This window comes from Thiohalorhabdus sp. Cl-TMA, assembly GCF_041821045.1.
GTDB lineage: Bacteria > Pseudomonadota > Gammaproteobacteria > Thiohalorhabdales > Thiohalorhabdaceae > Thiohalorhabdus > Thiohalorhabdus methylotropha.
Genome location: NZ_JBGUAW010000005.1, coordinates 235,400 through 259,269 on the forward strand (window position 1 = coordinate 235,400; position 23,870 = coordinate 259,269).

Consider the following 23,870-nt stretch of genomic DNA (forward strand, 5'->3'; position numbering starts at 1 on the left):
CGAAACCATGCCCGAGCTGCCCGATGTGGAGGTTTTCAAGCGTCGTTTCGACGAGACTGCCCTCCACCAGACCGTCGGCGGCCTGGAAGTCCGGGATTCGGGGGTGCTGGCGTATCACGGCCCCGGGGATCTGGAGCGGCGGCTGCAGGGACGCTCCTTCGAAAGCTCCCACCGGCACGGCAAGCGGCTGTTCGCCGGCATGAGCGGCGGCGAATGGCTGGAGCTGCATTTCGGCATGACGGGCAGCCTGGCCTACGTGGCCGACCCCGATGATGCGCCCCCCTACACGAAGGTCCTGCTCCGGCTGGAGAACGGCCGCTATCTGGGCTTCGTGGATTCCCGAAAATTGGGCCATCTGGCCCTGATCGCCGATCTGGACGCCCGCCTGAAGGAGCAGGGCCTAGGGCCGGATGCCTACGGCCTGGATCCCGACGCATTCCTGGAGCTGGCGAAAAAGCAGCGGGGTCAGGCCAAGTGCTGGCTCATGGACCAGGGGAAGATGGCGGGCATCGGCAACGTCTATTCGGACGAGATCCTGTTCCAGGCCGGCATCCATCCCAAACAGCCGGTGAAAGCGCTTTCCGATTCCGCGCTCCTGAATTTGCACGGAAGCCTGCGGCGGGTGGTGGACGACGCGGTGGACGCGGCGATGCACACGAAGGGCATACCGGCGGACTTCCTTGTTCCCCACCGCGAGCCGGGAGGCGAATGCCCCCGCTGCGGAGCGGCTCTGGATACCGTGAAGGCCTGTGGCCGCACTGCGTATTTTTGCCCCAAATGCCAACCGGGAACCTTCGGAGGCGGCTGACCGTCCGGCCCGGAGCCCTGCCGGGAATGCGGGTAACCCCGTAAAATATTACCGTTATCCCCTATATTTTGAGTGAAACCGGAAAAATGGACAGTGGAGGCATGGAAATTCCGCTGTCACTGGGAAAGGTATTTCCATTTGCCAGGGTCTCTGCCATGTCCTACCGTGGACTGAAGGACGGATGGAGCCCACTGGCGAGCAGGCAGCGAATCCGATTGAAAGGTAAGGGGTACGATGGCCGAGGAAAAGAAGGAGCTCGACGAGGAGATCCAGGCGCTCAAGGCGGATCTTGCGGCCTTGCGGAGTGACGTCTCCGAGCTGGCCAGCACTATGCGCGACATGGGGCGGGACAAGGCCAATGACTGGCGCTCTTCCATGCAGGATGAATGGAGCGAGCGGCGGGACGAGCTCATGCGTGCCCTGGGCGTCGCCCGGGATCGTGGCCGCCAAGCGGAAGAGGACTTCGAGCGCAACGTGAGCGAGCACCCCTGGACCAGCTTGGCCACCGCCTTCGGGGTGGGCTTCCTGATCGCCAAGATCATGGACATGGGAGGCCGGCGCTGAATTACCTGGCCGATTTCATCATTGCCCTGGCCGACCTGGCGGAGGCGGAAGGCCGCGCCTTACGGCGCGGGGCGGTTCGCGTGGTGGGAGGAATCGCCCTGGTGGTGGTGGCCGCCCTGCTCGTCGCCGCAGCGGTGGCGCTCTTCCTCTGGGGGCTCTATCAATATTCGGCGGGAATGCTCAATCCCATTCTGGGCACCCTGGTTACGGGGGTGGCGTCCCTGATCGCGGCGGGAGTGCTGGTATGGATAGCGAGCCGCATGACCCGCTGAGTCTGGCCGAGTCCAAGGAGCGCCTGCGCGGCGGGCACCTCCGTTGGCGGCATGGCCCTCCAGCAGCCGGGCGGGCGGGTCCGCCCTCCCTGGGCGAGGTAAAGGAGCGGGTACGGAGCACCGCCGAGCAGGCCGGACCCACCGCCTGGGTGGGACGTCATCCGCTCGGGGCCCTGCTGGCGGCGCTTACCGGAGGTATGGCCATGGGCAGCTTCCCGCGCGGAATGCGCAAGACCCTCAGGGGAAGCCTGCTGGGCATGCTGCTGCGCCACCTCTGAGCCGTGCCGGTGGTTCCCGCTGGCCGTTTCCCTGAACTGCCCGTTTCCCGCTGAACATTCCCGGCTATCCAGCGCGGGAGGCCCGACCGGATCACGGGGCCTTCCACAAGCTCGATCGTTCTGCAAAGGGAGAGAACCGACCCAATGTGCGGCATCGCGGGTTTTTGGGCCAAGGAAATGCGCGGGGCGCCCCGGGAGGTGGCCGGCGCCATGGGCGACCGCCTGCACTCCCGGGGCCCGGATGACCGGGGAGTCTGGACGGACGAGGAAGCGGGCATCGCCCTCGCGCACCGCCGTCTGGCCGTGATCGACCTCTCCCCCGCCGGCCACCAGCCCATGACCACACCCTGTGGCCGGTACACCCTGGTCTACAACGGAGAGATCTACAACCACCGCGAGCTGCGCGGCGAGCTGGAGAAAGCGGGGGGGCATTTCGCCTGGCGCGGCCACTCGGACACGGAGACCCTGCTCGCCGCACTCCGGCATTGGGGGTTGGAAGGGGCGCTGCGCCGCCTCAACGGTATGTTCGCGTTCGCCCTCTGGGACGCCGCGGAGCGGCGGCTCTTCCTGGCCCGCGACCGGATGGGGGAAAAGCCGCTCTACTTTGGCCGTAGCGGCGGCGCCTTCCTGTTCGGCTCGGAGCTGAAGGCCCTGGCGGCCCACCCGGAATGGCGCGGGGCGGTGGACCGCGAGGCGCTGACCCTCTACCTGCGCCACAACTATATTCCCGAGCCCTGGAGCATCTACCAGGGCATCGGCAAGCTGCTCCCCGCCCACTACGTGGTGATCGGCGACGAGGGGAGGGCGGTTTCCGAGCCCCACTGCTACTGGGACCTCGGGGCCGTGGCGGCGGAGGGGACCGCGCGCGCGGCGGAGGAGCCGGAAACGCTCACCGACGAGCTGGAGGCGCTGCTCGCCGATGCCGTGGGAAGGCGCATGGACGCCGACGTGCCGCTGGGGGCTTTCCTGTCCGGAGGCTATGATTCCACCACCGTCGCCGCCCTCATGCAGGCCCAGAGCGACCGGCCGGTGAAGACCTTTTCCATAGGCTTCCAGGAGGCGGCCTACAACGAGGCCGAGCATGCCCGGGCCGTTGCCGGGCATTTGGGCACCGATCACACCGAGCTCTATGTCACCCCGGAGGAGGCCCGATCGGTCATCCCCGAGCTGCCCACGATCTGGGACGAGCCCTTCGCCGATTCCTCGCAGATCCCCACCTATCTGGTAAGCCGACTGGCCCGCCGCCATGTGACCGTGAGCCTGTCCGGGGACGGCGGTGACGAGCTCTTCTGCGGCTACCATCAATACGCCTTCGGCTGCCGGCTCTGGGAGAAGCTGCGCTGGTTGCCGCTGGCGCTGCGCCAACGCCTGGCCTCCCTCCTGCAGCGGATCCCGGCGGACAATCTGGATAGCCTCTCCCGGAGGCTGCCCAGGGACATGCGGACACGGTTCAGCGGGGACCGCCTGCTCAAGCTGGCCGAGGTGCTCTCCCCCGAAACCGGGGAGGCATTCTACCGGGCCCTGGTTTCCCACTGGAAAGAGCCCGCCGCGGTGGTCCGGGGCGCCGGGGAGCCGGATACCCTGTTCACGGACACCGGGCGCTGGCCCCGGCTGCCGGGGCTGCGCGAGCGCATGATGTATCTGGACGCCCTTACCTACCTACCGGGGGACATCCTGGCCAAGACGGACCGGGCAACCATGGCCGTCAGCCTGGAGGCCCGCGTGCCCATGCTGGACCATCGGCTGGTGGAGCTCGCCTGGCGGGTGCCCACCAGCCTCAAGTTCCGGAACGGCAAGGGCAAGTGGCTCCTCCGCCAGGTGCTCTACCGCTACGTGCCGGAAAGCCTCATGGACCGGCCCAAGATGGGCTTCGAGGTTCCCGTGGAGCATTGGCTCCGGGGCCCCCTGCGGGAATGGGCCGAGGACCTCCTCGACGAGCGGCGGCTGCGCGAGGAGGGGTTCTTCCATCCCGCCCCCGTCCGTCGGATGTGGCAGGAGCACCTCTCCGGAGCCCGACGGTGGAATTACCACCTGTGGGATGTCCTCATGTTCCAGGCTTGGCTTCGGGAACGGCCCGCTACCGGAAGCCCCTCCGACCGCCCCGAACCGGAGGCCCGCCCCGCCGTGGGCGGATGATCCGGACCGGGAACCGCCGAATCGTTGCGGGAGTGCGGATGCACGTACTGTCCGGATTCCCCGGACAAAAAAGTTCCTCTCCTGCCTAAAGTTTGCGTGCCCGGCAACGACAAGCCCAATTAGATACGGTGGGATTCTTTCCAGCTCGTCGCCCATGTCCTGGGAGCGGATATATGGCCTGGATTCTCCGGGAGCCCGAATCCGGTACGGCCCCCGAGCCCGGCTTAACGGCCGCGGAAGCCTCACCCGAGCATTTCGGGTCCAGCCCTTGCTAGCTTGCCGTCTGTCCCGGACTGTCTTGCGCATTTGTTCCAGCCGGAGGTGCCCGTGAGCTGCGCGCCAATCAATGCCCCTCTAGGGCCTGTCCCGGACCCCGTCGTAGCCGCAGATTCCAGCCTCCAAATCATCGGCTTCAATACCGGCGCCGAGGCCGTATTCGGCTGCCCGGCCCGGGAGGTGCTCGGCCGGGATCTGGTGTCGCTGTTCCCCGAGCGGTTTGTAAGCGTGCTGTATGACGGCCTGGGGGAGCTTCGCGAGGAAGCCCCCGAGACTGGCCGGGTCAGCCGCAGGCTCAATCTGTTCGGAGTCCGTCAGGACGGGGAGGAGGTGGCCCTGGATGCCACCCTCTGCATGCTGCAGAGCGGCCGGGCGGAAAGCAGCGTCGTGCTCGTCCTGCGCAGCCATTCCATGGCCGCCGAGCAGGGTCCGCAACCGGATCAGGGAAAAACGGACGGCCTGACGGCCCTGCCGAACCGGATTCTGTTTCCCGAGCTCGTGGATCAGAGCCTCAAGCGCCTCGAGCACCACGGCCGCAACGCCGCGGTCATCCTCATCGATCTCAATCGTTTCCGTCTTATCAACAGCTCCCTGGGACAGGCGGGCGGGGACAGGCTGCTGACCCAGGTGGGACGGCGTCTACAATCCCACCTGCGCCCGGGGGATACCGTGGGCCGCCAGGGGGGTGACCAGTTCGCGGTATTCCTCAACGATCTCGGCGAGGTGGAGCACATTCCCCCCCTGGTGGCCCGGTTGATGGATTCCTTTTCCGATCCCTTCCAGGTCCAGGGCTATGAGCTGTTCGTCACCGCTTCGGCGGGAGTGAGCGTCTTTCCCGACGACGGAACAACCTCTGAGGACCTGCTCCAGCGGGCGGACATGGCCCGAACCCGGGCGGAGGATACCGTTCAGAACAATTGGGCCTTCTTCGCCCCGGACCTGGACACCAAGGCATGGGAGCGCCTGGAGCTGGAGGCCAGGCTCAGCCGCGCCCTGGAGCGCCAGGAGTTCCATCTCGTCTATCAGCCCATCGTCGATCTCGCCTCTCACCGCATGATCGGCGTGGAGGCCCTGCTCCGCTGGGCCCATCCGGAGCTGGGTCCGGTGAGTCCTGGGGTCTTCATCCCCCTGCTGGAGGAAACGGGAATGATCGTCGCGGTGGGGCAGTGGGTTCTCCAGGAGGCCTGCCAACAGCTGCGCGCTTGGCAGGACGCCGGCGTGGGGCCGTTGGATCTCAGCATCAATCTGTCCCCTCGGCAGTTCGCCGACCGCCAGCTGGAGAGCATCCTCGAGGGGGCCCTGCGAGAGAGCGGCGTGGGGCCCGGGCAGATCCGGCTGGAGATCACGGAGAGCCTGTTCCTGCGCGACCTGCCCGAGGCCTCCGAGATCCTGAGCCGGTTGAACGACCGGGGCTTCCGGCTGGCGCTGGATGATTTCGGTACCGGGTTCAGCGCCCTCAATTACCTGCGCCGTCTCCCCTTTCACAGCCTGAAGATCGATCGATCCTTCCTTGCCGATATCCCCCGCGTAGTGGAAGATACCGCCCTGGTGCGCGGCATCATCCATCTGGCCGATACCCTCAGGATCCGAACCGTCGCGGAGGGCGTGGAGCGCTCCGAACAGGCGGAATTCCTGCGGTGGCTGGGCTGCCCGGAGGCACAGGGGTTTGGCTTCAGTCCTCCGGTGTCGGCCGAAGACATTTCCCGTCTGGCCTGGCAAGGGGGATTTTTGTCCCTCGCACCCGAGTAGGGTCCCGGCAGCCTCGGACCAGGCGGGCCCGTTTCCAACCAACCGATCCGCCCCTGTCCCTCGGGAACCGATCGGAGGGGGCTCGGATTCAGGAGGAGGGGGTGGAAAAACGCCACCTGGTCCGGCAGTCGATTCTGAATGCACAACGGGGGTTGGCCGGCTATGACCTCCAGGTGTGGGAAAAGGATGGCCGGGAAGGCGCTCACAGGCATCCCACGGCGGAGAGCGCCCGGCTCCTGATCAACCTGATCAACTCCTCGGATCTGGCGAAGCTCGTGGAAAGCCAGCCGGTATTCCTGAGCTTCCCGGGGGCTTTTCTCTTTCACGACTACGAGGAAATGCTCCCGCCGGGCCGGATCATCCTCATGGCACCGCAGACCGCGGAGGATACGGGGCTGGTGGAGGCCATACGGGCGCGTCGGGCGGAGGGAGTCCGGGTGGGCTTCGATATCGACGCCGCGGGCCCGGCGCCGCCGTCCGAGGTGGTTGCCGAGCTGGACTTCCTGCGCTTCGATCTCGCCCGGCTCGGGGAAGGGGACGGCCTATCGGCCGCCACCGAGCCGTTCCGGGCCACGCCGGTGCCGTGGATCGCCCGCAACGTTCACAGCCATTCGGACTTCGAGCGGTGTCTGGAGCTGGGGTTCGGCCTGTTCACCGGCCAGTTCTTCACCCAGCCGCTGCTATTCAGCAAGGACGGGCTGAGCGCCCGTCAGATGGCGCTGGTGGAGGTGTTCCAGCAGCTCAGCGCCGGCGCCGAGTTTCCGGAGATCGAGGCCACCTTCAAGGCCTATCCCGACCTGAGCTTCCAGCTTCTGGAGCTGCTCAATTCCGCCGCCATGCGGCGGAAGGAGCCCATCTATTCCATTCGGCAGTCCCTGGTCCTGCTTGGACAGAACAACCTGCGGAAGTGGGTGGCTCTGCTCCTGTTCACCGGCGGGGATGGCGAGGGGCCCAACCCGCTCTATGAGGAGGCGGTCATCCGGGGCCGGATCATGGAGATGGCCGCCTCCCGTATCCAGGACAGCGACGCCTTTACCGGGGGCGCCTTCCTCACCGGCATTTTTTCCGTCATCCAGGCCCTCCTCATGCGGCCGCTCCGGCAGATCGCCCAGGACCTTCAGCTGGATCGCGGCATCGCCCTGGCCCTCGTGGAGCGGAAAGGCGTGCTCGGCCACCTGCTGGACACGGTGGCGAAATTGCGGGAGGAAAAGGCGCCCGAACCGAAGCTGGCCGTTGGCGGTATAACCTTCCGAGATCAAGATTGGTTCAGTTTTGAGGAGCAAGCCAGCCTGGAGTACGGCATAGGTTAAATCGTCTTACAGAACGTCTCCTTCCCTTCGCCCCGCGGCCGTGTCGCGGGGCTTTTTTTGTTCTATTTTTATTATTCTTGTTCATAAAAATTAGGGAACCTCCCTACATGACTTACCCCATCCATTTTTTAATGAAAAAATAGTAAAACAAAATACTTGTAGAGGCCTGTAAAACAGCCTGACAGATGTGAATTTTGTTTTGTTTTTTGGCAGCAGACGTACTAATAATCGTGAAAGGGGGGATAAAAAATGGCACCGGACATGGGGAGCGCCGAAAGCGCATTCCTGTGCAATTTTGTCCGGTCAACGAACATCGCGCGGGCGCCGCGGCGCCGAATAGAGGAGAAGGAGATGCGGACCATCCCCCTGTTTCAGCACCACATCAAGACAGGGTTCCTGGTCTTGGGGCTGGTGGAGCTGATGGTCCTCGTGGTTTCCGTGGCTACCGCGGCCTATGCCCGATTCCAATGGGATGCCCTGGCGGTGGCCGAGAATGCCGGTCCTCTGCTGCCCAAGGCCCTGTTCGCCGCCCTGGTGCTGCAGGTGAGCATGGTGGCCACCGGGCTGTACCAGCGGCATCTCCGGGACGGTTACGGAGGCATCAGCCGACGTCTGCTGATCGCCTTCATGATCAGCCTCATCTTCCTGACCATGGCGTTCTATTCCCTCCCCGAGCTGTACCTCGGTCGGGGCATTCTCGGTATCTCCCTGGTGATTGCCTTCCCTTCCCTGCTCGCGACACGGGTGATCTTCTTCTCCCTGATGCGAACCCAGGGAATCCGGCGCCGGGTCCTGGTGCTCGGAGCCGGGCAGGCGGCGGAGGTACTGAGCCGCTTCCGTCGGGAAACCGATCGGCTGGGGAAGGATATCGTCGGCTATGTCCCCATGGGTGAGGAGGCACCCCGGGTAGAGGCGGACCAGCTGGTCGAGCTTCCCAATGGACTGTCTCCCTACGCCCTGCGGAACGTGGACGAGATCGTGGTGGCTGTCGATGAGCGCCGCAATGTCCTGCCGGTTCGCGAGCTCCTCGAATGCCGGATCCGCGGCATCGAGGTGGTGGACCTGCTGACCTTCCTCGAACGGGAAACGGGCAAGGTGAAGGTGGATTTGGCGCAGCCCAGCTGGTTCACCTATTCCCCCGGCTTCTTCTACCGGGGGCTTTTCCATCGCTTCTTCAAGCGCGCCATCGACCTGGTGGGAGCGCTGACCTTCCTGGTGCTGGCCGCGCCGGTCATGGCGATCACCGCCCTGGCCATCTGGCTGGAGGACCGGGGGCCGATCTTCTACCGGCAGACCCGGGCCGGGGAGGACGGCCGGCCCTTCCGCCTGATCAAGTTCCGCAGCATGCGGACCGATGCTGAGAAGCTAGGGGTTCCGCAATGGGCCGCCGAGAACGACCCCCGCGTGACCCGGGTCGGCGCGGTCATCCGGAAATATCGGATCGATGAGCTGCCCCAGGTGCTCAACATCCTGCGGGGGGACATGAGCTTCGTCGGTCCCCGGCCGGAGCGTCCGGAATTCGAGGAGGACCTGCTGGAGAAGCTCCCCTACTACGCGGAACGGCACCGGGTGAAGCCCGGACTCACCGGCTGGGCGCAGATCTGCTACCCCTACGGCGCTTCCCGGGAGGATGCCCTGGAGAAGCTCCAGTATGACCTCTATTACGTCAAGAATTTCAGCCTGTTCCTGGATTTGATGATCCTCATTCACACCGCGGAGGTGGTCCTTTGGGGCAAGGGGGCGAGATGAGGCTACTGGATCACCGCAGCACCGGGGCTTTCCGGCATGGCTAGTATCGCGGCCCTGAGCTATCTGACGGGCGCGGCGGCCTTCCTGGCCCTGACCGTGGTCCTGGCCATCGGCTGGCGGGGGCGCCCAGCCGGGACCCTGCTGTTGACCGCCTCCGCGGGCAATACCCTGTGGGCCGCCCTCATGGCCTGGTCCGCCTGGGAGGCTTCGGCCGGGCCGGCCGCCGTGGTATTCGCCGACTCCCTGCGTTACGGCCTCTGGTTCGCCTTTCTGGTGGGGCTCCTGAAGGGGGTCGCGGGGGTCCGCCTGTTTCGGGGGCTGGCGATCGCGGCCGCCGGCCTGCCTCTGCTTCATCTCGCCGGCGGGGCCTGGGGACCCTGGCTCTGGCAGTGGGCCGGGATGGAGGCCTTTTCCAGCCTGTCCCTGCTGACCGGCATCCTGCTGGCGGTGTTCGGCCTGCTGCTGATCGAGCAGATCCTGCGCAATACGGGAACGGATAGCCGCTGGGCGGTGAAGTACCTCTGCCTGGGTGTGGGGGCCATTTTCGCCTACGACTTCTTCCTGTTCGCCGATGGCCTCCTGGTCCAGCACACGGACCTGGACCTCTGGGCCGCGCGCGGGGGCGTGAACGCACTGGTGGTGCCCCTGGTGGCGGTTTCCGCGGCCCGCAACCCAGACTGGTCCCTGGATGTGTACGTTTCGCGCCGCATGGTCCTGCATACCGCGACGCTGGTGGGGGCCGGGCTCTATATGCTGGTCATGGCCGGCGTCGGCTATTCCATCCGGGTCTACGGCGGCATGTGGAGCGGGACCGTCCAGGCGGTTTTCCTGTTCGGGGGCGGGATCCTGCTGGCGACCCTGCTGTTCTCCGGCCAGCTTCGGGCTCAGGCGCGGGTATTCCTCAGCAAGCACTTCTTCAACTACAAGTACGACTACCGCGAGGAGTGGCTGCGCTTCGCCGCCACGCTTTCCGACGAGGACAACGGGCCCCTGAAGGAGCGGGTGATCCGGGCCCTGGCCAAGATCGTCGAGAGTCGCGGTGGGGTGCTCTGGCAGCGCGACGAGGAGGAGGGGTTCCGGGCCACCGCCGCCTGGCACGTGGCTCGCCCGGACACGGATCCCGTCCCCTACGAGGATCCCTTGCCGCGTTTCCTCCAGGAATCCGGCTGGGTGCTGGAGGTGGGCGAGTGGCAGCGGCGCCCCGAGCAGTACCGCGAGATCGCCGTGCCGGAATGGTTTCGCGCCCTGCCGGAGGCTTGGCTCCTGGTGCCGCTCGTTTATCGGGAGTCCCTGATCGGGTTCGTGGCCCTGAGCGAGCCGCGGGCAGGCACCCGGACACTGAACTGGGAGGACTACGACCTTATCAAGACCGCCGGCCGCCAAGCGGCCAGCTACATCGCCCAGGAGGAGGCGGCGGAAGCCCTGGGGGAGGCACAGCAGTTCGAGACCTACCACCGGCTCTCCGCCTTCGTGCTGCACGACCTGAAGAACGTCATGGGGCAGCTCTCCCTGCTGGCCCAGAACGCCTCCAAGCACAAGCACAACCCGGAGTTCGTCGATGACGCCGTCATGACCATCGAGCACTCCGTGGAGCGCATGCAGCGCCTTATGGAGCAGCTCCGGGGGGGCCGCAACCTGAATCAGCCCGTGGCCCTTGACGTGGCCGAATGCGCTCGGGAGGCGGTACGGGCCCATGCCGACCGGCGGCCCGTGCCCGTGCTGGACGAGCGCCCGGGCGGCGAGGGGCGGGTGGTGGCGGATCGGGGTCGCCTGGTGGCGGTCATCGGGCACATCGTCCAGAACGCCCAGGACGCCGCGGATGACCAGGGTACCGTCACCGTTCGTTTGGATAAGGACAAGGAAGATCTGGTGTTGGACATAGAGGACGATGGAACCGGCATGGATTCCGACTTTATCCGGAACCGCCTCTTCAAGCCTTTCGATACCAGCAAGGGGAGCACCGGAATGGGTATCGGGGCCTACGAGGCCCGGGAGTTCGTACGGGACCTCGGGGGCGAGGTGGAAGTGGCCAGCGCCCCCGGCATGGGAACCCGCTTCCGGTTCCGGTTCCCCGGACAGGCATTGATCGCGGAATCCAGAGAAATGGCCAGGGAGGTGGGCCGATGAGTGGCAAGGAGCGCCGACTATTAGTGGTGGAAGACGATCCCGGCGTCCAGCGGCAGCTGCGCTGGTCCTTCGATGAGGTGGAGCCGCTCATCGCCGAGGACCGCCAGAGCGCCCTTGCCCAGCTCCGCAGGTACGAGCCCCAGGTGGTGAGCCTGGACCTGGGCCTGCCCCCCGATCCGGGCGGGGTGGAGGAGGGTCTGCGCGCCCTGCGCGAGATCCTGGCCCTGGATCCCCGGACCAAGGTGGTGGTCATCACCGGCAACAACGACCGGGAGAACGCCGTGCGGGCCATTGCGATGGGGGCCTATGACTTCTACGAGAAGCCCCTGGACCCGGAGCTGCTCGGTGTCATCGTCGATCGCGCCTTCAAGGTCTACGAGCTGGAGGAGGAGAACCGGAAGCTGAGCCGCAGCCGCCACGATACCCCCCTGGCCGGGGTGGTGGCCGCCAGCCCGCAGATGGAGCATGTCTGCCAGATGATCGAGAAGGTGGCCCCCTCCGAGGCGACGGTCTGCCTCCTCGGGGAGAGCGGGACCGGCAAGGAGCTGCTGGCTCGGGGCCTCCACCAGCTCAGCGCCCGGGCGGACAACCGCTTCGTGGCCATAAACTGCGCCGCCATCCCGGAGAATCTCCTGGAGAGCGAGCTGTTCGGTTACGAGAAGGGCGCCTTCACAGGCGCCAACCGGCAGACCCGGGGCAAGATCGAGCACGCCCACGGCGGGACCCTGTTCCTGGACGAGGTGGGGGATCTGCCCCTCGCCCTCCAGGCCAAGCTGCTGCGCTTCCTCCAGGAGCGAGTGGTGGAGCGCGTGGGCGGCCGCGAGGAGATACCGGTGGATCTCCGCGTCATCTGCGCCACCAATCAGGATCTGGAGGAGCAGCTCGCCCGGGGCGATTTCCGCGAGGATCTCTATTACCGCATCACGGAGGTGACCATCCGCATTCCGGCCCTGCGGTCTCGGGAGGGCGATGCCGCGGTGATCGCCCGCTCCCTTTTGGAGCACACCGCCCGGGAGCAGTCCCGCCCCGTGCCGCGCCTGACCCAGGAGGCGGTACACGCCATCGAGGCCCACAGCTGGCCGGGAAACGTCCGGGAGCTGGAGAACCGGATCAAGCGCGCCACCATCATGTGCGAGGGTGGCCGGATCACCCCCGAGGATCTGGAGCTGGATTCCCCGGAGACCGAGCCGCTCCCCTTCAATCTGCGCCAGATCCGCGAGAAGGCCGAGCGGACCGCCCTCCATCGGGCCCTGAACCACACCAACAACAACCTCTCGCGGGCGGCGGAGGTGCTCGGGGTCACGCGCCCCACCCTCTACGCCCTGCTGGACAAGCACCAGATGCGCAGCGGGCGGGCCAGCAAGAACGCCTGATGCCGCGATAACAGAAAGCATTCGCCATCCAGGGGAGCGGAGGCTATGGAATCGTATGTTCGAAAGGGGCGCCGGGGGACCTCCCTGGCGGGAGCACTGGCCGCCGCGTTGATCGCCGGCTGCGGGGGTGACGGCATGAGCGCCGCGGAGCACCTGGAGCGGGCGGCACACTACCGGAAGGAAGGGGACCAGCGGGCCGCGGTGATCGAGCTCAAGAACGCCCTCCAGCAAAAGCCGGAAAACGCCGAGGCGCGGCTCCGGCTGGGCCGGACCTACGTGGCCCTGGGAGACGGCGTATCCGCGGTGAAAGAGCTGCGACGGGCCGCGGATCTGGGCATGGCCGAGCGGAAGGTGGCCATGCCGCTCGCCGAGGCGCTGCTCCTGAAGGGCCAGCCCCGCAAGCTCCTGGAGGAGGTCCAGCCCGGGGAGGTGAGCGCGAAGCCGGAACGGGCCGCGGTACTCGCTTTCCGGTCCCGGGCCCATCTGGCTCTGGGGGAGCCGGAAAAGGCCGCCTCCCTGGTGGAGGAGGCGCTCTCCCTGGATGGGAGCTCGGGGAAGGTGCGCCTGGCCAAGGCCCAGCTGGAGGCCGCCACCGGGGATCCCGAAGCCGCCTCGGAATGGGCGGAACGGGCCCTGGACACCGAAGAGGCGCCCGGCGCCGCCTGGAGCCTTCTGGGCGATATTCATCGCCGGCAGGGACGTCTGGAGGCCGCCGAGAAGGCCTACAGTCAGGCCATCGAGCATCGCACCAACAGCGCGGGTGATCATCTGAAACGCGCCCTGATCCGGATCGCGAATGGGGAAACGAAGGCCGCCCGAACCGATCTGGATGTTCTCGAGGAGGTTGCGCCCGATCACCCCGGGCTCGCCTACGGGCGGGGCCTGGTCCGATTCCAGGAGGGCGACCTGAGCGCCGCCCGCACCGATTTCCAGGAGGCCGTGCGGGCTGCCCCGGGGCATGTGCCGGCGCGGTTCTACCTGGGTGTATCCCATTATCTCCAGGAGAACTACAACCAGGCCGAAGTGCAGCTTTCCCGGCTCCTGGAGCGGGCGCCGCAGCAGAAACAGGCGGCCAAGGTGCTGGGATCGATCTATCTGCGCTGGGAGGAATACGATGCCGCCTCCCGGGTCCTGAAGCGCGTGGTGGAGCACAATCCCGGGGACCAGACGGCACTGACCCTCCTGGGGCGGGCCTCCCTGGGCGCCGGACGGACCGAGGAGGGCATCCGGTACCTGCGTCGCCTGGTGAAGAATGCCCCGGAAGATCCGGCGGCGCAGACTACCCTGGCCCTGGGACTGCTCTACAAGGGAGCGCGAAACGAAGGGACCAGGGCGCTGGAAAAGGCCATCGACCTGGCGCCGGGGGCCAAGCTACCGGAGATGTTGCTGATCCAGCAGCATTTCGCGGCCCGGGAATTCGACAAGGCGCTGGCGGCCGCCAAGCGGTTCAAGGAAAACCGGCCGGAGAGCATCCGGCCCGAGCTCTACATGGGGCTGGCCTACCTGGGCAAGGACCAGCCCGGAAAGGCGCGGGAGGCGTTCCGCGAGGCCCTGGCACAGAAGCCGGGGAGTCCCGCCGCGGGCAACAACCTGGCCCGGCTCGCCGCCAAGGCGGAGCGGTATGACGAGGCCCGCGGCTACTATCGGCAGATCCTGGAGCATAATCCCGGCCACCTGGAGACGCTGCTCTCGCTTGCCCGGCTGGAGGCGGGGCGCGGCAACCGCGCGGAGGCCATCTCCACGCTGCGCAAGGCCCGCGAGGCCAACCCCGGGGCCACCGAGCCCCGGGTCCTGTTGGCCCGTTTCCATAGACACGCGGGTGAGCACCGAAAGGCCCTGTCGGCGGCCCGGCAGGGACTGGATGAAGTGCCGCCCGAGCCCAACCTCCTGGCGGAGATCGGCCAGGCCCAGCTTGCCCTGAGCAAGGAATCCGCCGCCCTGTCCACCTTCAAGCGCCTGACGGAGGAAGCCGCCGACTCCGCCCGGGCGCGGTTCCTCACCGCCAAGGCCTATGCCCGGATGGGTGCACCCCGGAAGGTGGAGGACCAGCTCCGCGCCGCCCTGGAAAAGGACGAGGAGTATTTCCAAGCCCGCCTGGTGCTGGCCGAATTGCTGATCGAGACCGGTCAGCTGGACGCCGCGGGTGAACAGGTTCGGAAACTGCGGGAGGCGCACCAGGGGCATCCGGAGGTGGCCGTGCGCGCCGCCCGGCTGGCGGCCAGCGAGGGCCGCCCGGAGGACGCCATAACCGCCTACCGGAAGGCCCTGGATCGGCACGCCAGCTCCAAATGGACCCGCAGCCTGGCGGCCCTGCAGCGCCGCGCCGGGCGTCCGGAAAAGGCCCTGGCGACGCTACGGGAATGGCTGGCGGACCATCCGCAGGACGCCAAAGCCCGCATGGAGCTGGGCAACCTGCAGCTGGAGCGGGGCAAGTCCGATGCGGCCGTGGCGGCATTCCGGCATGTGGTGGATGCGCATCCGAACAATGTAGCGGCCCGGAACAACCTCGCCTGGATCCTCAAGGACCGCAGTCCGGACGAGGCGGAGCGCCATGCCGAGCGGGCCCTGAATTTGGCACCCGGCTCTCCGATGGTTCTGGATACTGCCGGCCTGGTGAAGCTCGCACTGGGGAAAGTGGACGAGGCGGTCCGCCTTCTGCGCGACGCCGCCGATCGTGCCCCGAAGCGCCCGGTATTCCAGGTCCACCTCGCCCGGGCTTTGCGGGCGCAGGGCCGTGCGCAGGAGGCCCGCGCCCTGCTGGAGAACCTGCTCGCGGACGGGAAGCAGTTCGCCCGCCGGGCCGAGGCGAAGGGCATGCTGAAAGAGCTCGCCGCCCAGCCCTAGGCCGGGCGGCGCCGAAAGGGACGAGCCACCGGGATGCGTGCCGGGTTCCGCTATGAGCAGGCCTTTTGCCGTAACCTCGGATGGGTCACGGAATGGGAGCAGCAGCTCCTTCGGGACCGCACCGTGGCCATCGCCGGGCTCGGCGGGGTAGGGGGCAGCCATCTGGTCACCCTGACGCGGTTGGGCGTCGGGGGCTTCCACCTCGCCGATCCGGACCATTTCGAGCTTGCCAATTTCAACCGCCAGGCCGGCGCCACCATGTCCCGCCTGGGGCGCGACAAGCTGGGCGTCATGACCGAGGTGGCCCGGGACATCAATCCCGAGGTGCGCATAGAGGGCTTCCCCGAGGGGCTGACCGAGGACAATCTCGCCGATTTCCTCGCGGGGGTGGACCTCTTCATTGACGGTCTGGATTTTTTCGTCCTCGAGATCCGGGCCCGGGCTTTCCAGCGCTGCGCGGCGCTCGGCATCCCGGCGATCACCGCCGCGCCCCTGGGCATGGGCGCCGCCCTGCTCACCTTCCTTCCCGGCGGCATGGGCTTCGAGGACTACTTCCGGCTGTCGGGCAAGCCGCCCGAGCGCAGGCAGGTCAACTTCCTGGCGGGCCTCAGCCCACGCGGCCCCCATCGCACCTATCTCAGGGACCCGCGCCAGGTGGATTTCGAGCGCGGTCGGGGGCCTTCGACCCCCATGGCCATCGATCTGTGCGCCGGGGCCGCGGCAACGGAGGCCCTCAAGCTGTTCCTGGACCGGGGACGGGTCCGGGGGGCTCCGCACTATTTCCATTTCGACGCTTACCGAGGAAGGTGGATCCGGGGCTGGCTCCCCGGCGGGAACCGCAATCCCCTGCAACAGCTACGGCTCCGGGCCGGGTATCGGGTCTTTTCGCGGTTTGCCCGCCAGGCGCGGAGGACGGCCCCCGTTCCCGGTCCCGAGGCGCGTACGGACCTCCAGCGCATGGTGGACCGGGCCCGTTGGGCGCCCAGCGGGGACAACCAGCAGCCGTGGCGGTTCGAGCTGGAGGAGCCCGATACCCTCCGGATATATCTGGAGGAGAAAGGGGAGGGAACCGTTTACGACTTCGCCAGCCTGCCGAACCGGATGACCCTTGGGTTTCTTCTGGAAAGCTTGCGGCTGGCAGCTTCCGAGCTGGGACGGGACTTCCGCTGGTCCTCCCGGCCCTTGAGCGGCGGCGCCCTCATGGTAGAGGCCGAGGCGCCAAAAGAGGCCAGCGTGGCGCCCGATCCCCTGGCGCCTTTCCTGCCGGTCCGCTCCGTGGATCGACGGGCCCACCGGCGTTTCCCCCTGGGAGCGGACCTGCAAACGGAGCTGGCCTCCTGCCTGGGGGAGGAATTCGAGGTGCGCTGGCTCGCCGCCCCTGGTGAGCGCTGGGAGGTCGCCCGGATCCAGGCGCTTGCCACCGACATCCGGTTGCGGATTCCGGAAGCCTTCCGGGTGCATCAGGCGGTCCTGGACTGGACGGAGGCCAACAGTGCCGACGGAATACCCGCTCATAGCGTCGGCCTGGACCCCCTGACGGCGGCGCTCATGCGCTGGGCCCTGGGGGGATGGCGCCGTATGCGGTGGATGAGCCGGCTGCCCGGAAGCACTCTGATTCCGAGGCTGGAAATGGATCTGATCCCCGGTCTCTTCACCGGTGCCCATTTCCTGGTGCTGCGCCGCCATTCTTCGGGGAACGGCCGTGCGGAGACCGAGCAGCTCCTGCGGCTGGGGGCTGACCTGCAGCGCCTCTGGCTTACAGCCACCCGGAGTGGGCTGGTGCTGCATCCCAACCTCGCGCCGCTGTGCTTCGCCCATTATGGCCGCCACGGCACGGTCTTCACCGAGGATTCCCGGGCTCCGGCCCGGGCACGCGCCCTGGCGGATCGCGTGCAGGCGCTCGCCCCGGACCGGGATCCGGACTCGGTCGTATTCCTCGGCCGGATCGGCTGGCCGCGAAGGCGGACGGCGCCTGGACGCTCCGTTCGGCATGCTTGGTGGGAACTGGTGCGCCCGCAGTCGGACTGAAGCGGAAACGGAGCGCGGACCGAAAAAAAGGCCGCCCCATGGGCGGCCTTCGATACGAGGCGAGTGCCGGCGGGCTCAGCAGCCCGCGGTGGTGCGGCTGGGCCGCCGCCGGCCAAAGGCGGCCATGAGCATGAGGCCCAGACCGGTGAGCGCGGCCGTGGCCGGCTCCGGAATCTGCTGGTCCTCTTCCGGGCCCACGTTGATGTTGGCCTTGTTATAGACGCCGAATCCGCTTTCCGCGGAGGGGCCGAACAGGTCACCGTCGCCGTACAGGCCGACGTTGGCGGAGCCTCCCGGGGCGAAGGCGATGTTCTGGATCTCGGAGGAACCGAGGTTCTGGCTGAACTCGCTGAAGTCCCGGTCGAAGTTCTCGTACATCCAGCTGGCGCCGAAGAAGAAGTCCCCGACATCCTCGTTCAGGTCGGCGTCCTGGAAGGCCTGGAGGTCTCCCGGACCCCGGGCGATCCAGAAGTCATCCGAGTCCACCAAGCCCGCCGCTGCCCGCAGCTGGCCGTCGCTGGCGTCCATCAGCTCCTGCTCCGCATCCCCCGAAGTCCGGTCGAAGGTGGTGTTGGACAGGGAGTCATCGTAGAACAGCGCGCTCAGCTGGCCCTTGTCGATGCCCAGGGAATCGGCCGTAGCATCGCTGATATAGGGATCCCAGGCACCGGCGCCGGCGCTCTGGAGCTCGAAATCCCAGACCTCATAGGTATTGCCGCTGTACTCGGCGGTTTGGCCGGTATCCGATATACCCGCCACCTCCATCTGGAAGAGGGCGGTGAATTGCCGGCCGGTGGTATTCACGAAGGTGCCCTGACCACCGTCCTCGATCTTGGTGATATCGATGGCACCCCGCATGACATCGCCTTCTTGAATGTTGCCCTGGATCTCCTGGCCGTCGCGGTAGACGTTTTCCCCGCTGTCGTCGGTCAGGAGCACCTCCCCGGAAGGCATGATGGAATCCAGGGCGGACGATTGTGCCTGGGCCGCGCCCGCCGTGGTCAGACCGAAGGTGGTCAGCCCGGCCAGGGCGGCATGCAGCAAAGGGTTACGGATCCTCATTCTGGTTCCTCCAAATCGTGTCAGGTCTTAACTGGGGGCCGTATTGGTTGGCACCCGCCTCGCCCCGGATGTAGCCAGTACTGTGCCAAGCCGCAAAAAACCAAAAATTCAGAACGCTAGTGGGGTCTCTGCTGGCAGGGCGGCGATTTGTGTAAATGGTAATGACGGATCCCGGGTTTTATAAAATTAATAATTATTCTATAAATTATTGAAATACAGGAAATGTTGGTAACGTTTCATGAGTGTAAAGTGTAAAGGATCATTGCGGGTCGCGGCCATTTGTTACGGCCCCGAATAGGCAGGAGCGATGAGCGGTCCCCGGACTGAACGAATTAGGTTTGTAAATTTTGCTTTTTGTCAAAGTGTAGGTTGCATACAGTTCATAGGAATTTATCGTGAATCGGAAGTCTTCCTATTAAAAATCTCGAAAAATATAAGTTTCCCTGTCGTTGCATGGCAACACGGGTGCTTTCCAAGGTCCGGAATTCCGCACTCACGGTTTCCGGAAGGGGGGGTAAAACGTGCATACGTCCGGTCCAGTACCGAATCACGAGCTCTATGAGGTGTTTCATTCCCTGTTCGAGGTGGTCCCGGCGGATACGGCGGAGCGAATAGCTATTTCCCAGGCACTGCGGTACCAGGTCTATTGCCTGGAGCAAGGCTTCGAAAGGCCCGAAGCCCATCCCGACGAGCGGGAACGGGATCCGTACGACGGCCGCTCCGTGCACGCCCTGGTGCGCTGTCGCCGAACCGGGCAGTTTGCCGGTTCCGTTCGTCTGGTTCTGTCGCATCCGCAGAATCGGGATGCCCCGTTCCCCATCGAGGAGCATTGCCTGGACGTCTTCCACCGTCCTTCCATGCGCTGGGAGCTGCCGCGCCACGCCACGGCGGAGATATCCCGCTTCGCCATTTCCAGGAGGTTTACACGGGTTCCGCACATCACCATCGGACTGTTCGCCGGGATCGTGCAGATGAGCGTTCGGCAGGGCATTACCGACTGGTATGCGGTCATGGAGCCGGCCTTGCTGCGCCTGCTCACCCGGTTCGGCATCCGTTTCCAGCCCATTGGCGGCATGGTGGCGTACCACGGCCGCAGGCGACCGACTCGGGGGCTGGCTGACAGGATATTGGCGGGTATCCACCAGGAGCGGCCGGAGGTCTGGGAGGTGATTACCGATTGCGGAAGGATGTGGCCCCTGACGGGGGAGTCCCGGAAGCCGGGTGAAGCGCGCTACTGAGCGCGGGTCATCGCCGGAAAAATCGGAGCCGCCATAGGGAGGCGAGAAAGGCTTCGTTCGGACGCAATAGCCCCGGCCTGTGCCCGGGGCTTTCGTGATGCGGTACGCGGCCGGAATGGGCCCGGGGCATACCCCCCCCGCCTCTCCGGACGTCTGCCTGTGGTATCCGCGTTCTCCCCCGCAGGTCCGCCGATGGCGGCGCCGGGTCTTCAGGGGAGCGCCGTGGCGCGTGCAAGGATGACGGGGGCTCCGGTAGCTGAAGCCGGGATGACCCGCTGGGGAGGCTACCTAGAAAAAATCGCCCGGTCGCCGCCGTACCGCTGTTGGCGGTGACAGATAACCGCTGGCGGACATGGTACCCCTACTTCGGCCCGCATTCCGGACCTGCCGAGCGCTCCCGCCACGATGAAAGGTCCCTGCGGACGGGTCCGGGTAGCGGCCGGATCTCCAGACCCGGGTTCGCCTGCCTCACCACATCTCCCCCCTTCCGAATCTTTTACCGGCATCCCGAAGGCGCGCGCCGCCACGTGGCAGCCCCCGGGGAGCATCATTGCGCCCAAAGGCCGGGCAGGGCGCGGGCATCCGTACTGCGCGAATGGGTGTCCGGACCGGGCGCCGACGGGCCGGAATTTGCTTTTTTTCGGTTGTTCCTCTTTGCAGCGGATGAGGACATGTGCGAAAAGGGGTAATTTGCGGTTATTAAAAATAAAATAATATTCAAGTAGTTGTTTTTGAATAAATAATTCAGGATCTTGTAAAACTATTTTTACAGTTTCAAAGCCGGTATGGCGCCTGATAGGGGTTCGCCCCAAGAGTATGTTGGTGTCTTTTACGTTATTACTGTCCAAAAGAAAGGAAATTTGCATAAAGGCCCTGCGGGCCGGGGAGGGGAAAAACCTTGAAGGTATGCCTTGGAGTGCCCCGCACTCTCATGTGGATATTCGTGCCACTGGGCGTGATGGGCGTGGCCGGTTGCGGCGGACCGGGGGTTCCGGAAGGCACCCCGAAAAATTTGGAAAAGGTGGACGAGAGCCCGTACTACCTGATCGGTCCCGGAGATACCGTCAACATATTTGTCTGGCGGAATCCCGAGCTTTCCGTAACCGTCCCCGTTCGGCCCGACGGGCGCATAACCACGCCGCTGGTGGAGGACGTAACCGCCAGCGGCCGGACCCCCACGCAGCTGGCCCGGGTCATGGAAAACCGGCTTAGCACCTACATCAAGCAGCCGGAAGTGACCGTCATGGTCAATCAGTTCCAGGGTCTCCCCACCCGACAGATTCGGGTGGTCGGAGAGGCCACCGAGCCGCAGGCCATTCCCTTTGAAGACAATCTTTCCCTCCTTGACGTAATGATCCAAGTGGGCGGACTCACCGAGTTTGCCGCCGGAAATCGGGCGAAATTGGTGCGGACCGTCGACGGGAAGCGCAAGCAGTACAACGTCCGCCTCGACGACCTGGTCCGTGAAGGGGACATCAGCGCCAACGTGGACATGCTTCCCGGGGACATCCTTTTCATCCCCGAAGCCTATTTCTAGCTCGATTACAGGCGGATTGGTAACCGATCATGCATGAAGCAATTTCGCAGCTTCTATCCTATCTCCGTGGGGTATGGCGATTCCGCTGGACCGCCCTGCTCATGGCGTGGTTCGTGGCGCTGGGCGCCTGGAGCCTGGTGTATTACATCCCCGACCAGTACGAGGCCAACGCCCGGGTCCATGTGGATACTCATTCCATTCTCAAGCCCCTGCTGGAGGGCATGGTGGTGGAAACCAACACCCAGCAGCGGCTTCGCCTCATGTCCAAGACCCTCCTCAGCCGGCCCAATCTGGAGAAGGTGGCCCGGATGACCGATATGGACCTGGCGGTGGACAACCGGGTCGAGATGGAGGCGCTGATCGACAAGCTCCGGGAGCGGATCAGGCTGGAGGCCACGGGCAAGCTCAATCTCTACGAGATCTCCTATCAGGACACGGACCCCAAGCAGGCGAAGCAGGTGGTTCAGTCCCTGCTGACCCTGTTCGTGGAGAAGAGCCTCGGCGAGAGCCGCGAGGACAACGCGGCCGCCCAGGACTTCCTGAAAAGCAAGCTCAAGGAGTACGAGCAGCGCCTGGAGAAGGCCGAGCAGCGCCTGATGGAGTTCAAGCGCAAGCACACCGGGGAGATGCCCAACGAGCAGGGGGACTACTACCAGCGGCTGCAAAGCAAGATGGCCAAGCTGGAGCGGACCCGGATGAAGCTGGAGAGCGCCCAGCAGCGCCGGGATGCCCTGCAGAAGCAGCTTGCCGGAGAGAAGCCCACCTACGGGGTCATGGAGCGCACCGTGCAGCCCGCGGCCGGCTCATCGGGCCCGAGCCAGCTGGATCAGCGCATCTCCAAGCTGCAGCAGGAGCTCGACCAGCTGCGCCTCCAGTACACCAACAAGCACCCCGACGTTCAGAATCTGGTGGCCACCATCGAGAACCTGAAGCAGCAGCGCCAGAGCCAGCAGCCGCAGCAGGCCCCAGCCAGTAGCCGGACCGCGAGCCGGGGAAGCACCGGCTCCAATCTGGCCACCAACGATTACTACCAGAGCCTGCGAACCTCCCTGGCCGAGGCCAAGGCCGAGGTGGCGGAGCTGAAGAGCCAGGCTTCCCAGTACGAGAAACAGGTGGAGACCCTGAAGCAAAAGGTGGACACCATTCCGCAGGTGGAAGCCAAGCTGGCCCAGCTCAACCGCTCCTACCGGGTCAACAAGAAGAACTACGAGAAGCTGCTTGCCCGCCTGCAGAGTGCGCGGATCTCCGAGGAGGTGGGCCGCAGCACCGACGACGTGAAGTTCCAGGTGGTGGATCCCCCGCAGGTTCCGGTGGAGCCGGTGGCACCCAACCGACCGCTGCTCGTCAGCGGCGGCCTCTTCGGCAGCGTGGGCGCCGGTCTGGTGCTCGGGGTGCTCATGGCCCAGATCCGGCCCGTTTTCGATTCCCGTCGGAGCCTGTTCGAGGCCACCGGTCTGCCGGTGGTGGGAACGGTATCCCAGGTGAACAACCGGGCCACGTCGGCCCGTAAACGAACTGAAGCCCTGCTGTACCTGGTTGGGATGGTCCTGCTGCTGCTCGCGTACGGGGTGGCCATGGCCATTGCCTTCTGGGGAACGGGCCCCATCGAGACATGGCTCAGCGCGTGGGGAATATCCCTATGAATAGTATCGAGAAGGCAATGGACCAGCTGGGCAGCGGTCCGCCGCTGGAAATGGACCCCGCCCAGACTGAGGACGTCCAGGAGCAGAAGCCCCGATCCGGCCGGCATGAACGCCCGCCGGAGGACGTGGACATCGAGCTGCCCTACAAGCGCCTCCGTCGCCGCGGGCTGCTGACCCCCTCCGATTCGGAGAGCCGGCTGGCGGAGGAATACCGGCTCATCAAGCGGCCTCTGCTTCTGAACGCCTTCCGGGAGGCGCAGCAGGCGCTGCCCCGGGGCAATATGGTCATGATCACCAGCGCCCTGCAGGGGGAAGGCAAATCCTTCACCGCCTTCAACTTGGCCGTGAGCATGGCCATGGAGCTGGATTACACCGTGCTCCTGGTGGATGGCGACCTGGAGGAGGCTTCCCTGACCCGCTGGCTGGCGCGCCGGGACATGACCGGGTTTTCGGACCTGCTGGAAGATCCGGACCGGGACGTGAGCGAGGCGCTGCTGCGGACGGACATGCCACGCCTCAGCCTGATCCCCGCCGGAAAGCGCCACCCTCAGGCCACCGAGCTCCTGGCCAGCGGCCAGATGGCTCAGGTAACGGAGGAGATCTCGCAGCGGTATCCGGACCGGATCATCCTGTTCGATTCGCCACCGCTGCTGGTGACCAGCCAGTCCACGGTGCTCGCCGGGGCCATGGGGCAGGTGCTCCTAGTTGTGGAATCCGGCCGCACGCCGCAGCACCTGGTGCACGAGGCCATGGGTTTGCTCGACACCGAGAGCCAGTGGGTGGGCTCCATCCTCAACAAGGGTGAGCGGTTTTCCAGCGGCTCCTATTACGGCGGCTACTATGGCCAGTACGGCTGAGTGCGCTCGTCGTCCCCGG

General features: G+C 65.8%; 17 protein-coding genes. 16 read left to right on the forward strand and 1 reads right to left on the reverse strand.

The genetic code is table 11. From position 1 onward, the window contains the following. Positions 1–7 precede the first annotated feature (7 nt). The 12 genes from ACERLL_RS08865 to ACERLL_RS08920 all read left to right on the forward strand — a co-directional run bounded on the left by ACERLL_RS08865 (position 8) and on the right by ACERLL_RS08920 (position 17,514). Entirely contained in the window at positions 8–808 is an 801-nt protein-coding gene (locus ACERLL_RS08865) for an Fpg/Nei family DNA glycosylase (protein ID WP_373655718.1), read from the forward strand. 234 nt (positions 809–1,042) lie between these two features. Beyond that, positions 1,043–1,372: an ElaB/YgaM/YqjD family protein gene (locus tag ACERLL_RS08870; RefSeq protein ID WP_373655719.1), complete on the forward strand. Its 330-nt coding sequence runs from the start codon at positions 1,043–1,045 to the stop codon at positions 1,370–1,372. An 80-nt stretch (positions 1,373–1,452) separates the two neighbouring features. Beyond that, positions 1,453–1,644, forward strand: a complete 192-nt coding sequence (locus ACERLL_RS08875) for a hypothetical protein (RefSeq protein WP_373655720.1) — start codon at positions 1,453–1,455, stop codon at positions 1,642–1,644. Next, a complete protein-coding gene (locus tag ACERLL_RS08880; protein WP_373655721.1) occupies positions 1,617–1,922 on the forward strand; it encodes a hypothetical protein in 306 nt (101 codons plus the stop codon). The genes ACERLL_RS08875 and ACERLL_RS08880 overlap by 28 nt, the downstream gene beginning before the upstream one ends. A 144-nt stretch (positions 1,923–2,066) precedes the next feature. Beyond that, positions 2,067–4,058, forward strand: a complete 1,992-nt coding sequence (gene asnB, locus ACERLL_RS08885; protein ID WP_373655722.1) for an asparagine synthase (glutamine-hydrolyzing) — start codon at positions 2,067–2,069, stop codon at positions 4,056–4,058. Positions 4,059–4,385: 327 nt separating this feature from the next. Further along, positions 4,386–6,083: a sensor domain-containing protein gene (locus ACERLL_RS08890; RefSeq protein WP_373655723.1), complete on the forward strand. Its 1,698-nt coding sequence runs from the start codon at positions 4,386–4,388 to the stop codon at positions 6,081–6,083. 101 nt (positions 6,084–6,184) lie between these two features. Then, a complete protein-coding gene (locus ACERLL_RS08895; RefSeq protein ID WP_373655724.1) occupies positions 6,185–7,393 on the forward strand; it encodes an EAL and HDOD domain-containing protein in 1,209 nt (402 codons plus the stop codon). Positions 7,394–7,744: 351 nt separating this feature from the next. Next, complete coding sequence (locus ACERLL_RS08900) at positions 7,745–9,142, forward strand: TIGR03013 family XrtA/PEP-CTERM system glycosyltransferase (RefSeq protein ID WP_373655725.1); 1,398 nt, start codon at positions 7,745–7,747, stop codon at positions 9,140–9,142. Between the two features lie 36 nt (positions 9,143–9,178). After that, on the forward strand, positions 9,179–11,269 hold the full coding sequence (prsK, locus tag ACERLL_RS08905; protein WP_373655726.1) for an XrtA/PEP-CTERM system histidine kinase PrsK: 2,091 nt from the start codon (positions 9,179–9,181) through the stop codon (positions 11,267–11,269). Then, on the forward strand, positions 11,266–12,642 hold the full coding sequence (prsR, locus tag ACERLL_RS08910) for a PEP-CTERM-box response regulator transcription factor (RefSeq protein ID WP_373655727.1): 1,377 nt from the start codon (positions 11,266–11,268) through the stop codon (positions 12,640–12,642). Before prsK ends, prsR begins: the two co-directional genes overlap by 4 nt. 45 nt (positions 12,643–12,687) lie before the next feature. Beyond that, positions 12,688–15,486, forward strand: coding sequence for an XrtA/PEP-CTERM system TPR-repeat protein PrsT (gene prsT / locus ACERLL_RS08915; protein ID WP_373655728.1), 2,799 nt, complete (start codon positions 12,688–12,690; stop codon positions 15,484–15,486). Between the two features lie 33 nt (positions 15,487–15,519). Further along, complete coding sequence (locus ACERLL_RS08920; RefSeq protein ID WP_373655729.1) at positions 15,520–17,514, forward strand: ThiF family adenylyltransferase; 1,995 nt, start codon at positions 15,520–15,522, stop codon at positions 17,512–17,514. A gap of 75 nt (positions 17,515–17,589) precedes the next feature. Here ACERLL_RS08920 and ACERLL_RS08925 read toward each other — a convergent pair whose 3' ends face one another. Further along, positions 17,590–18,576 (reverse strand): PEP-CTERM sorting domain-containing protein, encoded by a 987-nt coding sequence (locus tag ACERLL_RS08925; RefSeq protein WP_373655730.1) that lies wholly within the window; start codon positions 18,574–18,576, stop codon positions 17,590–17,592. A gap of 521 nt (positions 18,577–19,097) precedes the next feature. Between ACERLL_RS08925 and ACERLL_RS08930 the strand changes: the two genes are divergently transcribed. The 4 genes from ACERLL_RS08930 to ACERLL_RS08945 all read left to right on the forward strand — a co-directional run bounded on the left by ACERLL_RS08930 (position 19,098) and on the right by ACERLL_RS08945 (position 23,851). Next, a complete protein-coding gene (locus tag ACERLL_RS08930; RefSeq protein ID WP_373655731.1) occupies positions 19,098–19,814 on the forward strand; it encodes a PEP-CTERM/exosortase system-associated acyltransferase in 717 nt (238 codons plus the stop codon). Between the two features lie 931 nt (positions 19,815–20,745). Beyond that, positions 20,746–21,351 (forward strand): XrtA/PEP-CTERM system exopolysaccharide export protein, encoded by a 606-nt coding sequence (locus ACERLL_RS08935; RefSeq protein ID WP_373655794.1) that lies wholly within the window; start codon positions 20,746–20,748, stop codon positions 21,349–21,351. 29 nt (positions 21,352–21,380) lie between these two features. Next, complete coding sequence (locus ACERLL_RS08940; RefSeq protein WP_373655732.1) at positions 21,381–22,994, forward strand: XrtA system polysaccharide chain length determinant; 1,614 nt, start codon at positions 21,381–21,383, stop codon at positions 22,992–22,994. Then, positions 22,991–23,851 (forward strand): XrtA-associated tyrosine autokinase, encoded by an 861-nt coding sequence (locus tag ACERLL_RS08945; RefSeq protein ID WP_373655733.1) that lies wholly within the window; start codon positions 22,991–22,993, stop codon positions 23,849–23,851. Before ACERLL_RS08940 ends, ACERLL_RS08945 begins: the two co-directional genes overlap by 4 nt. Positions 23,852–23,870: the final 19 nt, after the last annotated feature.

Excerpts from the sequence above, each read along its gene's own strand:
- ACERLL_RS08925 (WP_373655730.1), bottom strand. The coding sequence starts at position 18,576 with ATGAGGATCCGTAACCCTTTGCTGCATGCCGCCCTGGCCGGGCTGACC.
- prsT (WP_373655728.1), top strand. The coding sequence starts at position 12,688 with ATGGAATCGTATGTTCGAAAGGGGCGCCGGGGGACCTCCCTGGCGGGA.
- ACERLL_RS08865 (WP_373655718.1), top strand. The coding sequence starts at position 8 with ATGCCCGAGCTGCCCGATGTGGAGGTTTTCAAGCGTCGTTTCGACGAG.
- ACERLL_RS08900 (WP_373655725.1), top strand. The coding sequence starts at position 7,745 with ATGCGGACCATCCCCCTGTTTCAGCACCACATCAAGACAGGGTTCCTG.
- ACERLL_RS08880 (WP_373655721.1), top strand. The coding sequence starts at position 1,617 with ATGGATAGCGAGCCGCATGACCCGCTGAGTCTGGCCGAGTCCAAGGAG.
- ACERLL_RS08945 (WP_373655733.1), top strand. The coding sequence starts at position 22,991 with ATGAATAGTATCGAGAAGGCAATGGACCAGCTGGGCAGCGGTCCGCCG.
- ACERLL_RS08870 (WP_373655719.1), top strand. The coding sequence starts at position 1,043 with ATGGCCGAGGAAAAGAAGGAGCTCGACGAGGAGATCCAGGCGCTCAAG.
- ACERLL_RS08920 (WP_373655729.1), top strand. The coding sequence starts at position 15,520 with ATGCGTGCCGGGTTCCGCTATGAGCAGGCCTTTTGCCGTAACCTCGGA.
- ACERLL_RS08935 (WP_373655794.1), top strand. The coding sequence starts at position 20,746 with ATGTGGATATTCGTGCCACTGGGCGTGATGGGCGTGGCCGGTTGCGGC.
- ACERLL_RS08940 (WP_373655732.1), top strand. The coding sequence starts at position 21,381 with ATGCATGAAGCAATTTCGCAGCTTCTATCCTATCTCCGTGGGGTATGG.
- prsK (WP_373655726.1), top strand. The coding sequence starts at position 9,179 with ATGGCTAGTATCGCGGCCCTGAGCTATCTGACGGGCGCGGCGGCCTTC.
- asnB (WP_373655722.1), top strand. The coding sequence starts at position 2,067 with ATGTGCGGCATCGCGGGTTTTTGGGCCAAGGAAATGCGCGGGGCGCCC.
- prsR (WP_373655727.1), top strand. The coding sequence starts at position 11,266 with ATGAGTGGCAAGGAGCGCCGACTATTAGTGGTGGAAGACGATCCCGGC.